The sequence below is a fragment of the Haemophilus sp. SZY H56 genome (genome assembly GCF_054332415.1).
In genome coordinates, this window is record NZ_JBTGNX010000001.1 from 24242 (window position 1) to 40583 (window position 16342).

The 16342-nt window shown below is 40.2% G+C and carries 10 protein-coding genes; 4 read left to right on the forward strand and 6 right to left on the reverse strand.

The window, feature by feature from the left end:
* Positions 1-144: 144 nt before the first annotated feature.
* The 6 genes from ACXVWP_RS00120 to ACXVWP_RS00145 all read right to left on the reverse strand — a co-directional run bounded on the left by ACXVWP_RS00120 (position 145) and on the right by ACXVWP_RS00145 (position 11191).
* Positions 145-4461 carry a hypothetical protein gene (locus tag ACXVWP_RS00120; protein WP_458473127.1) on the reverse strand — a complete coding sequence of 1439 codons (4317 nt, stop codon included), beginning with the start codon at positions 4459-4461 and terminating at the stop codon, positions 145-147.
* A 20-nt stretch (positions 4462-4481) separates the two neighbouring features.
* Complete coding sequence (locus tag ACXVWP_RS00125; RefSeq protein ID WP_289901703.1) at positions 4482-5372, reverse strand: OmpA family protein; 891 nt, start codon at positions 5370-5372, stop codon at positions 4482-4484.
* Between the two features lie 552 nt (positions 5373-5924).
* On the reverse strand, positions 5925-6554 hold the full coding sequence (locus ACXVWP_RS00130) for a histidine phosphatase family protein (protein ID WP_289901704.1): 630 nt from the start codon (positions 6552-6554) through the stop codon (positions 5925-5927).
* Between the two features lie 53 nt (positions 6555-6607).
* Positions 6608-7975, reverse strand: a complete 1368-nt coding sequence (gene tdeA, locus ACXVWP_RS00135) for a toxin/drug exporter TdeA (protein ID WP_289901705.1) — start codon at positions 7973-7975, stop codon at positions 6608-6610.
* An 84-nt stretch (positions 7976-8059) separates the two neighbouring features.
* Entirely contained in the window at positions 8060-9991 is a 1932-nt protein-coding gene (locus tag ACXVWP_RS00140) for a MacB family efflux pump subunit (RefSeq protein ID WP_297568145.1), read from the reverse strand.
* Between the two features lie 18 nt (positions 9992-10009).
* On the reverse strand, positions 10010-11191 hold the full coding sequence (locus tag ACXVWP_RS00145) for an efflux RND transporter periplasmic adaptor subunit (protein WP_289901707.1): 1182 nt from the start codon (positions 11189-11191) through the stop codon (positions 10010-10012).
* A 221-nt stretch (positions 11192-11412) separates the two neighbouring features.
* Here ACXVWP_RS00145 and glnS point away from each other — a divergent pair, with 221 nt between their 5' ends.
* From glnS to glgB, 4 genes are all read left to right on the forward strand, one after another.
* Entirely contained in the window at positions 11413-13086 is a 1674-nt protein-coding gene (gene glnS, locus ACXVWP_RS00150) for a glutamine--tRNA ligase (protein ID WP_289901708.1), read from the forward strand.
* 66 nt (positions 13087-13152) lie between these two features.
* The gene (locus ACXVWP_RS00155; RefSeq protein ID WP_289901709.1) at positions 13153-13593 is read left to right on the forward strand and encodes a YcgN family cysteine cluster protein; all 441 of its coding nucleotides are present in this window, start codon (positions 13153-13155) and stop codon (positions 13591-13593) included.
* 129 nt (positions 13594-13722) lie between these two features.
* Complete coding sequence (locus ACXVWP_RS00160; RefSeq protein WP_297568140.1) at positions 13723-14115, forward strand: 4-alpha-glucanotransferase; 393 nt, start codon at positions 13723-13725, stop codon at positions 14113-14115.
* 35 nt (positions 14116-14150) lie between these two features.
* Entirely contained in the window at positions 14151-16340 is a 2190-nt protein-coding gene (gene glgB, locus ACXVWP_RS00165; protein ID WP_289901711.1) for a 1,4-alpha-glucan branching protein GlgB, read from the forward strand.
* Positions 16341-16342: the final 2 nt, after the last annotated feature.

Consider the following 16342-nt stretch of genomic DNA (forward strand, 5'->3'; position numbering starts at 1 on the left):
AAATTGCTTTAACTTTAAAATAAGATATTCATTTTAAGCACGTAAAATTGGCAAAAAAGCAGGGTTTTGATAAACAAAACTCTGCTTTTCTTAATACTTTCTGCAAGTCTAGCAATGTTAGACTTGCAGATATTTTATGGATGTTTAAACAACTTGAATATCGGTATCGATATACACTTTATAGTTGTTATCACCACTGAAAGTATACTCAGTATACGTATGATCACCTTTTGTCACAGAACCAGTAGCATTCCATTGGTATGAGCCAGCTCCGTTCATTGAGTCATTTAGGTTGCCTTTTTGGTTACCTAAGTGAACTGTATCATTTGAATCACCGGTAATATATAGAGATTTACTATTCGATAGCAGATTCTCATAAGTTACGCCTAATAAAGTTTGGTTTGTACCATCTAGAACGATTTCTTCTATTCCACAGATGTGATGTAAATTACCAACATTTGTAGGTGTTTTGAAGTTATCAGTAAAGGTCAGTACATCATGGCCGTTGCCTCCATCAATTCTCGCAGTTGATGAGATTACCATTGAACCAACACTAATGTGATCATCACCATCACCTGCATTGATACGTGCAGAGCCTTGTAATTTACCATCAACGATAATTTCATCGTCACCAGCACCAAGGTTAATCGGGCTTGAGCCGCCTAAATAACCAGAGATATGAACTTTATCATTACCATTACCAAAGTTTACTTGAGTATTTCCTGATATATAACCACCTACATTTAGTTCGTTATTACCATCACCCATATTGATGAAGTTTTGTGAACCATCCATATTTTTGGTTACAGTTAAACTATCATCAGCAGAGCTGAAACGAGGAGCCACTGAGGTATCCTGTGACAAATCTACTTGACCAATATGAGTGTTATATTCTGAAGCTTTGATACCATAATCTAAAGATAGATTTACACCAACGATATCAGTAACGGTAATATTCAACCCAGGATTACTTAACTCAGTAATTGAACTATCTGTAGCAATAGTTGATTTTAAATTACCTCTTTGAATATAGGCATCTACGGTATTATTTTGACCATTTGCAAGAGGATCAAACGTTATTGTAATACCATTAGAACGATTATTGTCATCGACAATAAAGGTTTGCTGAGAACCGTTAATCGTCACAACCAGTGAATCTCCATTTTTAGCTGTGCTAGGAATGGTAATTGTAGTTGTGGCCTTATCAAATTGATCTAAATCGCCTTTATTAATCTTACCATCATTACCATCATTAATTACAACTGTTGGCGCATCAGGTGGCGTTAGATCTTTAACTGTATCTTTACTTTCTTTACCGGTGTTATCTGAATTATCAGTGTTTTTCGCCGTAACTTCAGAACCGTCTTTCACCGCTTTTTCAGGGATAGTAATCACGCCTGTATCAGAGTCAATAGAGACACTGTCATTTGGATTATTATCGACCCACTTATTGGTGTTCGGATCTTTAGTAAAGGTTTCAGTATGTTCGTTACCGTCTTCATCCGTATAAGTTACGGTTGTTTTGTTCACATCCTTTTCAGGTGCAGGCGTGATGGTCACAGAGCCATCTGGTTCAGCAACAACCTTAGGTGCACTTGGTGGAGTGACATCCGCGTCGGCATCCGCATCAGCATCGGCGTCAGCGTCGGCATCTGCATCAGCATCGGCATCAGCGTCCGCATCGGCGTCAGCGTCAGCATCGGCGTCAGCGTCCGCATCGGCGTCAGCATCCGCATCCGCATCTGCATCAGCATCAGCATCAGCATCAGCGTCGGCATCAGCATCTGCGTCAGCATCCGCATCAGCGTCGGCATCTGCATCCGCATCAGCATCAGCATCAGCATCTGCGTCGGCATCTGCATCGGCATCCGCATCCGCGTCAGCATCGGCGTCAGCATCGGCATCAGCGTCGGCATCCGCATCCGCATCAGCATCTGCATCGGCATCAGCGTCGGCATCCGCATCAGCATCTGCATCCGCATCCGCATCAGCATCAGCATCTGCATCCGCATCAGCGTCCGCATCAGCATCGGCATCGGCATCCGCATCAGCATCGGCATCAGCGTCGGCATCCGCGTCGGCATCTGCATCCGCATCAGCATCTGCGTCGGCATCCGCATCGGCATCTGCGTCAGCGTCAGCGTCGGCATCTGCGTCAGCATCGGCATCCGCGTCAGCATCCGCATCGGCATCCGCATCAGCATCCGCATCGGCATCAGCGTCAGCATCCGCATCGGCGTCAGCGTCGGCATCGGCGTCAGCATCCGCATCTGCGTCAGCATCCGCATCGGCGTCAGCATCCGCATCGGCATCCGCATCCGCATCTGCATCTGCATCGGCATCAGCGTCGGCATCCGAATCAGCATCGGCATCCGCATCCGCATCTGCATCGGCATCTGCATCAGCGTCCGCATCGGCGTCAGCATCCGCATCTGCGTCGGCATCCGCATCAGCATCAGCGTCCGCATCAGCATCCGCATCAGCATCGGCATCTGCGTCAGCATCAGCATCAGCATCTGCATCTGCGTCAGCATCGGCATCAGCATCTGCGTCAGCATCCGCATCAGCGTCTGCATCAGCATCGGCATCCGCATCTGCATCCGCATCAGCGTCCGCATCTGCATCAGCGTCGGCGTCAGCATCGGCATCGGCGTCAGCATCGGCATCTGCGTCGGCATCCGAATCATCTGGATATACCATACCTTTACCTTCTGGACCTTCGTTGCCAGAATCATCAGTATTTTTTGCCGTCACATCAGAACCATCTTTAACGCCTTTTTCAGGAATAGTAATCACACCTGTTTCAGGGTCAATAGAAATACTATCGCCTGGATTGTTATCAATCCATTTACCGGTTTCAGGATCTTTAGTGAAGATTTCAGTATGCTCGTTACCATCTTCATCGGTATAAGTTACGGTAGTTTTAGCCACATCACCTTCAGGTGCAGGTGTGATAGTCACAGAACCATCAGGTTGAGCAACAACTTCAGGCGCACTTGGTGGCATGATATCTTTTGCGGTAGTTTTGGTCTCAGGGCCAACATTGCCAGAGTCATCAGTATTCGTGACGACAACATCAGAACCATCTTTAACACCTTTTTCAGGAATAGTAATCACACCTGTTTCAGGGTCAATAGAAATACTATCGCCTGGATTGCTATCAATCCATTTACCGGTTTCAGGATCTTTAGTGAAGATTTCAGTATGCTCGTTACCGTCTTCATCAGTATAAGTTACAGTAGTTTTAGTCACATCACCTTCGGGTGCAGGTGTGATGGTCACTGAACCATCAGGTTGAGCAACAACTTCAGGCGCACTTGGTGGCGTGATATCTTTTGCGGTAGTTTTGGTCTCAGGGCCAACATTGCCAGAGTCATCAGTATTCGTGACGACAACATCAGAACCATCTTTAACACCTTTTTCAGGAATAGTAATCACACCTGTTTCAGGGTCAATAGAAATACTATCGCCTGGATTGCTATCAATCCATTTACCGGTTTCAGGATCTTTAGTGAAGATTTCAGTATGCTCGTTACCGTCTTTATCGGTATAAGTTACGGTAGTTTTAGCCACATCACCTTCAGGTGCAGGTGTGATAGTCACTGAACTATCAGGTTGAGCAACAACTTCAGGCGCACTTGGTGGCGTGATATCTTTTGCGGTAGTTTTGGTCTCAGGGCCAACATTGCCAGAGTCATCAGTATTCGTGACGACAACATCAGAACCATCTTTAACACCTTTTTCAGGAATAGTAATCACACCTGTTTCAGGGTCAATAGAAATACTATCGCCTGGATTGTTATCAATCCATTTACCGGTTTCAGGATCTTTAGTGAAGATTTCAGTATGCTCGTTACCGTCTTTATCGGTATAAGTTACGGTAGTTTTAGCCACATCGCCTTCAGGTGCAGGTGTAATGGTCACTGAACCATCAGGTTGAGCAACAACTTCAGGTGCACTTGGTGGCGTGGTATCTTTGCCACCATTACTTCCGCCGGAAGAAAGTGCAGCGATACCGCCAATTAAGGCAGCAGCACCTAATAACCACCAAGGGTTGAATGTCCAAAATGGATCTTGTAAAGCATTTCCACCCAATGCTTGTGGTGCAACGACTTCTTCGGCAAGAATACTGATCGCTTCAGAATTTAAGCCAGATTCTGGTACATAAACATACAAATTACCATCTTCATGTTGACCAATAATTAAGTTAGTTGCTTCTTCATTATCACGGTAATAATTTTCAATGATGATGTCTGGATTGGTATCACCATCTTCCAACATAATAATTAAATTATTATGTTCACGCTTTGTAATGATATTTTGTGGAGCTAAACCGGTAGAATCATCAATAAGTTGATAATTAACCTTATCTTGAGCTTGAATAACTAATTTATTTTCTTTTGAAATGGTGTAATTGCCCACTTCTTTTTTAGCATTTAATATCTTGACTGTTGTCGTCATAAAGTTTCCCTATAAACTAATTAATTTTTACCGTATACCGCTATTTCAACACGACGGTTTGGTTGATTACATGTAATACGTTGCTGACCAGCAGGATGTAAAGCAGCACAATTTGGAACGAGTAAGTCAGCTTGGCCATAACCGACAGCTTCAATCTTGGCATTGACACCTGTTTCTCTCAATAAGCGAGCAACAGATTCAGCTCGACGCTGAGAAAGTTTCTTATTGTATGCAGCAGAGCCTTGAGGATCTGTATAACCGCTAATTACGATGCGATTGATTTGATTCGCATCAAGCGCTTTGATTTGGGCAGCAAATTCGTGAACTTCTTGCTTAGCTTTAGGTAAAAGATCGTTATAGCCTGATTTATCAAATTTGAATAATGCAGAAGCAGATAAGTCTTTCGCTGCAATAACTGGCTCACAATCTTTATGTGTTACAACTCGAGATAAGGTGTTAGAAACATATTTTAACCCTTGCATCTCTTGTTCTGCCGTTTCTTTGCTTACTTTACTTAATATGGCTTTACCATTCGTATCAGCATTTACTCGAATATAAGCAATATCGTTAACAGGTAACGTATAGCGTGCCCCATCAGTTCTATTCCCAAAGTTAGTCGCAGAACTTACAGATGAGGTAAATAATTGTTTAGTTGCACAAACAGGAATAGAAGTAAATGAATGATCAAGTAAAGAAGCTTGATAATCGCCATTTACATAAACATTAATAGCCTTCTTTTGAGATTCTGCTGGACGATAGAAAACAGCTAAAGCTTGATTTTCTTTTAATCCTTCAGTGCTAATTGGTTTATTACTGTAATTATTCCATGATTCAAGTGCACCATCAGGTCCACGAGAAGTACAAGCAGACACTGCTATAGCAATAGCAAGCATGGATAAAGATTTTTTCATTGATAGTAATCCTTTAATAGAGAATGAAAAAAAGATCTGATAAAAGAGAAAATCACAGAACTTATGTGTTTTATCTTGATATATCAATCTGTTTATTTATGTTATTTTGCATAACATGTATGATTTTCTAAAAAAATCACATATGTATATGAGGAATTTTTGAGTTATTTTAGATTGTTTTTATAATAATTTAGAATAATCTCCATCTTTGAAAAAGATATATTTAGTATATAAAGAATGAGTTGATATAACAAATAAGTAACACGTTTTTACCGTATAATTTACATGAAATTACAAGGCTTTACATAAGCCTTACATAGCTTTACATAAATTTACATAAGTTTACATAAGATTTACAAATAATATTATGAAGAGCTGTGAAAGTTAGGTGATTAATTAAATTTGATGGATTATTGAGCTAAGATCGCTAATCAGCTCCCTTAACTCAATAAGATTAAAGGAAATAATTTAAAAACGTCTGCTTTATTATCAGCAAGGATATAAAGGTAGGCCTATAAGCAAAAGATAGATTAGTAATATATTACTATTGAGTTACACTAAATGGCGAGATTCATTGATCTTTTCAACATCAAATCCTTTTTTATCGTCATAATGAACAACACTAATAGAGGCATTAATGAGTGATACTGATTTATCTTCATCTCGGTGATTTTGCCAGGTTGCACCATTTAATAGAGCAAGCAATAAACGTAATGTATGTCCGTGAGAAACAATTAAGATATTTCCGTAATTGTGAACTTTGATGATATCGTCTAATGCTTTCATGGCTCGTTCAGCAAGCTGCTCATAGGTTTCACCGCGATTTGAAACAGCGTTGTAATTGGCGGGATCTTTGATAAGTTGCTGGAATTCTGGATGTTCTCTTAACGTATCGACAACTTTGCCTTCCCAAGAACCAAAATACTGTTCGTTTAAACCTTGGTGATGGAAAAGGGGAATATCTCGTTCACCAATAATATGAGAAGCGGTCGCGATAGTACGTTTCAATATGCTGGAATAAGCAGCAATGAAAGGAATATGATTAAGTGCCATACCTGTTTTTTTCGCACCATTAACGCCTTCTTCAGTTAAAGGGGAATCGCCATGCCCTTGCATTAAACCTTCCGTATTCCAAACAGTTTTACCGTGACGAATAAAATAAAAAGTCAGCTGTTTTTTCATTTTTCATGTCCATAAAAAAGATTAAGGAAGTTGAAACTTCCTTAACCAGAATTTTAACGAGAGTAATAACCTGCCATTGAGCTATATACGGCATTTTCTGCTTGAATGATGTTGTATTTCGCATTCAAGATAGAAAGTTGAGAGCTTTTCTCTGTATTTGCCGCAGCAAGCCATTCACGTAATTCAGATACACCTGCATTGTAACGATCTCGATAGTATTTAGTGATACGTTGGTTATAACTGTGAGTTTTTTGCAAGTTCGAAAAGGCGCTTTGTGCTTGGGTATAGGCGAAGTAGTTGGTATCTACATCATTCAAGGCTTTAGTGATGCTTTGCTCATAGTTCAAACGAGCAGTTTCATAATCAGCTTCAGAGATCTTCACGTTCCATTTTACGGTATTCCAGTTGAGGAAAGGAAGGTTAATTCCTAATACGCCAGCTCCGATAGGATTATGCAGGGCATTGCCCACTTTATTACCACTTGATGTTAAACTTCCGCCTAAAGTGACTTCAGGGAACCAGCCTTTTTCAGTTGCTTTGGCATTTTTGAATGCACTGCTTAAGCGATATTGATAGCCTTTTACATCAGGACGATTCGCAATCACAGAAATTGGCACATTTAAATTTACGCCTACATTTTTTACATTAAGAATGTGTGGGAAGTTGATATTTAATGCTTCTTCTGGTTTTAAGTTAAGTAAGTTACGTAAAGTTTGTTCTGCTGTTTTACGTTGTGTTTGATAGTTGATCAAGTTGTTACGTGCGTTCAATACCGCTTGTTGTGCTTGATCTACACTTGCGCTGTCCGCAACACCTTGTGATAAACGACGTTGCATAATGCTGCTAATATCGTTGTAGTATTTAATGCTTTCTTGCGTGGTGCTAATCGCATCATTCAAGTAGGCTATTTGATAATAGGTTGTTACAACAGAGTTGATGAGTGAAAGTTTTGTAGCTTCTAAATCTTCAGCCGTTGCTTTATGTGACCATTCTGCGGCATCTGCAGTATCTGCTAAACGTTGCCATAAATCTAATGTATAACTCACATTTAATGCACCTTTATGACTGATGGTTGAGTTACCACCCGTTTTCACGTTTTTACTTGCGGAAGATTGGGTTGAACCGCTAAATGCCGGAATTAAATTCGCGCCTGCAAGGTTTGCATTATATAGAGCACGATTTACGGCAACAGACGCTTTGGCTAAATCTTTGTTATTTACTAATGCTTGTTCTACCACACGATTTAATTGTGAATCATTGTAAAGCGCCCACCAGTTTTCTTTTACATTAAATTGTTTGGTGATTTCCGAATAATTTTGGTAATCCTGCTGGCTCGCTTTATAAGAATCGCCGATATTAGCACAACCTGCTAGAGCCGTTGCCATTGCGATTGCTAAGGTTAATTTTTTCATTTTTAACATGGATTTTTCCTTTCTTTTTCAATTAAAGTGCGGTCAAAAATTAGTAAGAATTTTAACCGCTCTTTTGAGTTTTACAAAATTTCTTTATTCTCTCGCAAGGGCTGTGATTGGATCTAATTGTGCTGCGCGTTTTGCCGGCATATAACCGAAGATCACACCAATCAAAGTTGAGAAGACCACTGCGGCAACAATTGAGCCAGTTGAGAATGCCATCGTAAAGTCAGTCATAAATACGTTAAAGAGCAGACCGATTAAACCCGAAAGCAGAATCCCCGTCACGCCGCCAATTAAACAAATCAACACAGCTTCAATTAAAAATTGTTGCAGAATATTAAATTGTCTCGCGCCAATCGCCATGCGCACACCAATTTCTTTGGTCCGTTCTGTTACGGAAACCAACATAATATTCATCACCCCAATCCCACCAACGATCAGTGAAATAAAGGCGATAGAAGAAATGAGCAATTTCATCGTGCCCGTTGTGCTTTCAATAGTTTGTTTAATGGTATCGCTATTCATGATGAAGAAATCTTTTTTACCATGACGCATGGTCAGCAATTCAGTAATCCCTTTTTCAGCAACAGTCGTATTCACCGAATCATCTACTTTTACGGTAATTGAACCAATTTTTTTGCTACCCGAAATACGATTCATCACGGTGGTATAAGGGGCATAGAGATTAAGTGAACTGCTTGCTCCGCCCATTTGTTTATCAGATACCACGCCAATAATACGTAGTGGACGTTTATTAAACATTACAATTTTGCCAATGGGATTTTCATCTGGAAAAATGGATTTTTTTGCACTTTCATCGATTAAGGCTACTTGATTGTTATCAGCAACATCTTGAGCAGAAAATAAATTGCCTGATTTTAGTTTTAATCCATCTACATCAAAATATTGTTCGCCCACACCTTTTAAACTGGTCGAGGAGAAAGTCTGGTTACCATAAATTAATGTGCCACTTGATGAGCTATTCGGCGTGACACTTTGTACATAGCTTTGTTGGTTTAAAGCAGTGGCATCATTAATCGTCAGATTTTGCATTTGTTCAGCACGACGATCACCAAAGCCAGTACCATTAAAGATGGTCATGGTACTTGTACCAATGCCTTTAATGTTTGCCAAGATTTTTTGTTGTGAACCGTTTCCCAATGCCACAACGGAAACCACGGAGGTAATCCCAATAATAATCCCAAGCATGGTTAAAAGAGAACGCATTTTGTGGGCAATAATCGCACTCACTGACATACGAAAAGCTTCAACAAATTGATCTTTGCTGAACCCAAAGTGCGGTTTAGATTTGGTTGGATTTTCGACCGCACTTTTTACCGCTTCTTTTTGCGTATCACCAATGATTTCGCCATCTTTAATTTCAATTACGCGATTGGCACTGGCGGCAATTTCGCGATCATGGGTTACCATAATAATAGTGTGGCCTTCTGCGTGTAATTGACGCAGAATTTCCATCACATTTTGACCGCTTTGTGAATCCAATGCACCAGTGGGTTCATCGGCTAAAATAATTTCACCGCCATTCATCAACGCACGCGCAATACTCACACGTTGTTGCTGACCACCAGAAAGCTGGCTTGGTTTATTTTGCCATTTATCGCCTAAACCTAATTTTTCTAAAAGTTGTTTCGCACGAGAAAGACGTTTTTCTTGCGACATCCCCGCATAAATTGCAGGCAAGGCGACGTTTTCTGCAGCGGTCAAGCTCGATAATAAGTTATAGCGTTGGAAAATAAAGCCGAATTTTTGGCTACGTAAATCTGAAAGCTGATCTTTGCTTAATTCAATGGTTTCTTTACCATTGATTTTGTAAGAGCCACTGGTTGCCGAATCCAAACACCCGATGATATTCATCAAGGTCGATTTACCCGAACCCGATTGCCCAATAATCGCGACGAAATCACCTTTTTCTATATTTAAAGAGACATTCTTTAAAATATGAACACGATTTTCGCCTTCACCGAAGTAACGGTTGAGATCCTTAATTTCAATAATATTCATTAATTTTCTACCGCACTTTTAGAACATTCTTGGACCACGAGGCATAGAGCCAACTTGTTCACCATTCGCAACTTGCGACACAATGACTTTTTCACCTTCGTTTAAACCCGATTTGATTTCAGTTTTGAAATCATTTTGAACACCGGTTTCAACTTCGCGAGGTTCTGGCTGATTTTTGTCATTCAATACATTGACAAAGCTTTTGCCATCACGTTTTTGAATAGCCATATTGGAAACCAATAACACATCTTTCGCGTTGGCAATTTTGATGTTATTTTCTGTCGTCATTCCGATGCGTAAAGTACGATCTGGGTTATCAATCAACACATTCGCGTAGTAGTAGATTGCACTGGTCGTTGAGCTACTACTTGAGCTACTAGAAGTTGAGGTTGAAGAACTATCACTTGTCGTGGTATTGGCTGGATCAATAGAATCAATGACGGAGTGATACAGGGTTTGGCTATCCGATAAAATAGTAAAGCTCACTTCTTGACCGGCTTTCACTTTGGTAATGTCACCTTCTGAAATCTCAGGCTTAATTTTCATTTTGCTTAAATCGGCAATGGTTACAATTGTTGGCGTCGTTTGGTTGGCATTAACGGTTTGACCTTCAGAAACGGGTACAGAAATAACGGTACCGTCCATTGGGGCGGTGATTTTGGTGTAGCCCACATTGGTTTCTGCGGTATTCACTTCAATTTCAGCTTGTTTGATATTGGCTTCAATGGCTTCCATTTCAGCTTTTGCATTATCAAGGGTGCTTTTTGCGGTATTTACACTGTCCAAAGACGTGGCTTTTTGCGTATAAAGTTTTGATAAGCGGTTATAGCTTGAAAGGGCAACATCGTAAGCGGTTTTTTTCGCTTTTAATTGTGCTTGATAGCTAACTAACGCGGCCTTTTTTGTGTTTAAGGTATTAATTTGTGTGGTGGAATCAATATCAGCGATCATTTCGCCTTTTTTGATTTCTTGCCCTAATTTGACATAGAGTTTTGTGATTTTACCCGAAGCTTGGGCACCGACATCGACTTCATTCACGCTTTCAACTGAACCAGAAGCGACAACTGTTTTTTCAACATTGCCACGTGTAATGGATTCCGTCAGGTAAGTCGTTTCTTGTTTGCTATTGCTAGAGAAAAAATAATAAGCTGCACTAGCAGCAATGAGTAATCCGAGTAAAATAAAAAAGCGTTTTTTCATAAAGACGTGTCATCCTAAATAAAAAATGAACGTTTGTTCAGTGGGTGTGTATTCTAAAGGTAAACTTTTTAGTTTGCACGATAAATCTTCAAATTAGACCTAAAAATTCTAAAAAATTCCGTGTTAATTCAATGAAAGTGCGGTTAGTTTTGGGATCAAATTCACAACGCCTGACTTTTCGTATAGAATGGAGTAATTATTTTCAATTTATTGAGAAATTTATGAGCAATACAGAACACACTCTAGAAAATGCGGAAAATACCCGCACACACAATTTCATTACTCAAATTATTGATGAAGATTTAACTTCAGGTAAACATAAAAGCGTTCATACTCGTTTCCCGCCTGAGCCAAACGGCTATTTGCATATTGGCCATGCAAAATCGATTTGCTTAAACTTCGGCTTAGCAAAAGAATATAATGGTTTATGTAACCTACGTTTTGATGATACTAATCCGGTGAAAGAAGATGTGGAATATGTGGATTCTATCAAAGCGGATGTGGAATGGTTAGGCTTTAAATGGGAAGGCGAACCTCGTTATGCATCTGATTACTTCGATGCACTTTATGGCTATGCCATTGAGTTGATCGAAAAAGGTTTAGCGTATGTGGATGAGCTTTCTCCGGATGAAATGCGTGAATATCGTGGTACATTAACTGAGCCGGGTAAAAACAGCCCATATCGTGATCGTAGTGTCGAAGAAAACCTTGCGTTATTTGAAAGAATGAAAAACGGTGAGTTTGCCGAAGGGACATTAAGTCTTCGAGCGAAAATTGATATGGCATCGCCATTTATGGTCATGCGTGATCCCGTGCTTTATCGTATTAAATTTGCGAGCCATCACCAAACTGGTGAAAAATGGTGCATTTACCCGATGTACGATTTTACTCACTGTATTTCTGATGCCATTGAGCGTATTACACATTCTCTATGTACATTAGAATTCCAAGACAACCGTCGTTTATATGACTGGGTGTTGGAAAATATCAGTATTGAACGTCCATTACCGCATCAATATGAATTCTCTCGTTTAAATTTAGAAGGTACGTTAACCTCTAAACGTAAGTTATTGAAATTAGTGAATGATGGTATTGTGGATGGGTGGAACGATCCACGTATGCCAACAATTTCAGGTTTACGCCGTCGTGGTTATACCCCGGCTTCGTTACGTGAATTCTGTCGTCGTATTGGTGTGACTAAACAAGATAACGTTGTAGAGTATTCAGCACTTGAGGCCTGCATTCGTGAAGACTTAAACGAAAACGCACCTCGTGCAATGGCGGTGATTGATCCTGTTCGTGTTGTGATTGAAAACTTTGAAGGCGAAGAAACCTTAACAGCGCCAAATCACCCGAATCGTCCTGAATTAGGTGAGCGTCAATTACCATTTACAAAAGAGCTTTATATTGATCGTGCAGACTTCCATGAAGAAGCGAACAAACAATATAAACGTTTAGTGTTAGGTAAAGAAGTGCGTTTACGTAACGCCTACGTGATTAAAGCTGAACGTGTCGAAAAAGATGCAAATGGTGAAATCACCACGATCTTCTGTACTTACGATCCAGAAACGTTAGGTAAGAATCCAGCGGATGGTCGTAAAGTGAAAGGGGTAATTCATTGGGTATCTGCAGTGCATAATCACCCAGCGGAGTTCCGTTTATACGAGCGTCTTTTCACCGTACCCAACCCAGGTGCAGCAGAAGAAATCGAAAGCGTGTTAAATCCACATTCTCTCGTGGTAAAACACGGTTTTGTAGAACAAAGCCTCGCAAATGCGGAACCAGAAAAAGGTTACCAATTTGAACGCGAAGGTTATTTCTGTGCGGATAACAAAGATAGCCGTCCAGAGCACTTAGTGTTTAACTTAACCGTAAGCTTAAAAGAAGGCTTCTAATTCTAAACAACAAAGTGCGGTCAAAAATCACGTAAATTTTGACCGCACTTTTTTATTGGCTTGACTATGCAATTTGAATCTCATTTTTGGCAAAAAAAATCTCTCCTTGAAATGACGGAATCCGAATGGGAAGCCTTATGTGATGGCTGCGGAAAATGCTGTTATCGAAAATACATACAAGGGCGAGGCAAGCGTGAAAAACTCTATTACACACGCATTGCTTGCAATCTCTTAGATGTGGAAACAGGGAAGTGTCGTAATTATCCTGAACGTTTTAAAATCGAAAGTGATTGTACGAAATTAACCAAAAAGAATTTGCCTGATTTTGGTTGGTTGCCGAATACTTGTGCATATCGTTTATTGTATGAGGGGAAACCTTTGCCCGAATGGCATCCCTTAATCAGTGGCGATCCAGACTCAGTGAAAAAAGCAGGCATTTTAATTCAAGATGGCGTACACGAAGAAGATGTGATTGATTGGTTTGAATTTGTGACTGAAACTGAATAAATTTTCACTAATATACTTTTTGAAATTTGTTTTTTGATGTAGGTCACAATTTGCAATATTGGTAATTGTATTTCAATTGCACTTACTTATAATACTTAGTAAGTATTATGTAGAAGTATTATTCGTTGTATGCAAATGTCCTTATCATTCAAACAATCTGCTAAACATCTTGGCATTTCGTTTTCCCATTATGATATTGATGGGCATTTGATTGATGCATCGCCAACCAGTATTGATTATTTTATCGAGCAGTTGCAATTTCCGCCGAACATTGGACAAAATCAGCCGTTCCAAGATGTAATGTGTGCCTTTGAAAACGAGCCCATTCATGATGATTTAACCGCGTTTTCTTCTCCTCCAGATGCTTCTTTGCGTTATCAATTGCTCGACGAGCAAAACCAAATTCAGTTTGAAAAAACAATGCCATATTCAACCGCACTTTCATTGCCTGCTTTGCCTTTTAGCTATTATCGTTTAATGCTTTTTGTCGCTCAACAAATGAGAAAATGCAATCGGTTGTAAATTAATTAAGCTTCTAAAGCATAAAGGAGTATGTTATGACGAAACTAGTCGCGCAATCAGTAATTAATTCATTTTTTGATGGCAAACATGCCAATCCTTTTGCTGTATTAGGCATGCATGAGACCCACAATGGTATTGAGATCCGTACTTTATTACCAGATGCAGATAAAGTGGAAGTGATTGATAAAGAAACCCAATCCATGGTGGTTACTTTAGAAAGAGTGGATGAACGTGGCTTTTTCTCCGCTATTGTGCCAGACGTGAACCACTTTTTTGCTTATCAATTTAAAGTGTATTGGGGATCGGATGTGCATCTCATTGAAGATCCTTACCGTTTCCATTCAATGATTAATGATTTAGACCAATGGCTATTAGCAGAAGGTTCATTATTACGTCCTTATGACGTATTAGGTGCACATTTCTCCGAATGTGATGGTGTATCAGGTGTGAATTTCCGTGTATGGGCGCCAAATGCTAAACGCGTTTCGTTGGTCGGTGATTTCAACTATTGGGACGGTCGCCGTCATCCAATGCGTTTCCATCCCGCAAGTGGTGTGTGGGAATTATTCTTACCAAAAGCTAGCCTTGGTCAACGCTATAAATTTGAATTAATTGATTGCAATGGCAACCTTCGTTTGAAAGCCGATCCTTATGCATTCAGATCGGAATTACGTCCTGATACCGCATCAGAAATCAGTATGTTACCGGATGTAGTCGAAATGACGGAGCAACGTCGTAAAGCGAACCAACGTAATCAACCTATTTCGATTTATGAAGTGCATTTGGGATCATGGCGACGTAATTTAGAGAATAATTTCTGGCTTGATTATGACCAAATTGCTGATGAACTCATTCCTTATGTCAAACATATGGGCTTTACTCATATTGAGTTTTTACCGCTCTCCGAATTTCCATTCGATGGTTCTTGGGGCTACCAACCGATAGGCTTGTATTCTCCAACCAGCCGTTTCGGTACGCCAGAAGCTTTTAAACGTTTAGTCGAAAAAGCACATAAAGCAGGCATTAATGTCATTTTAGACTGGGTGCCTGGACATTTCCCAAGTGATACACATGGTTTAGCAGCATACGATGGCTCTGCCTTATATGAGTATGCTGATCCACGAGAAGGCTATCACCAAGACTGGAATACTTTGATTTACAACTATGGTCGTAATGAAGTGAAAAACTTCTTATCCAGCAATGCCCTGTATTGGCTTGAACGATTTGGTCTAGACGGTATCCGTGTAGATGCAGTAGCATCGATGATTTACCGTGATTATAGTCGTGCTGAAGGCGAATGGATCCCGAATCAATATGGAGGGCGTGAAAATTTAGAAGCGATTGAGTTCTTAAAACATACCAATTGGAAAATTCATTCTGAGGTGCCTGGCGCTATTTCGATTGCTGAAGAATCGACTTCTTTTGGTGGTGTAACTCATCCGACAGAAAATGGTGGACTTGGATTTAATTTCAAATGGAACATGGGCTGGATGAATGACACCTTAAGTTATATGAAACTCGATCCAGTTTATCGTCGTTACCATCACGACAAAATGACCTTCGGGATGATTTATCAATACAGCGAAAACTTTGTATTACCGCTTTCTCACGATGAAGTTGTACACGGCAAATGTTCGTTACTCGGTAAAATGCCGGGTGATACATGGCAAAAATTCGCGAATTTACGTGCCTATTATGGTTATATGTGGGGCTATCCAGGCAAGAAATTATTATTCATGGGTAATGAATTTGCTCAAGGTCGTGAATGGAATTATGAAGAAAGCTTGGATTGGTTTTTGCTTGACGAAAACCATGGTGGCCTATGGCATAAAGGCGTATTGCAATTAGTCAAAGATTTGAACGGAATTTATCAAAAAAATGCACCGCTCTTTGAACTAGACGGTGAGCCGGAAGGCTTTGATTGGTTAGTGGTAGATGATGCGGAAAATTCAGTTTTTGCTTTTGAACGTAAAAGTAGTAATGGCGAACGCATTATTGTGATCAGCAACTTCACCCCAGTACCACGTGAAGGCTATCGTATCGGTGTGAATGCCTCGGGTGAATACGAGGAAATTTTGAATACTGACTCAATGTATTATCAAGGTTCAAATGTAGGTAATTTCGGTTCAGTGAAAAGCGAAGCGATCGCCAGTTACGGACGTGATAATTCGATTAGCGTGACCATTCCGCCACTCGCAACAATCTATTTAAAATATAAAGCATAACA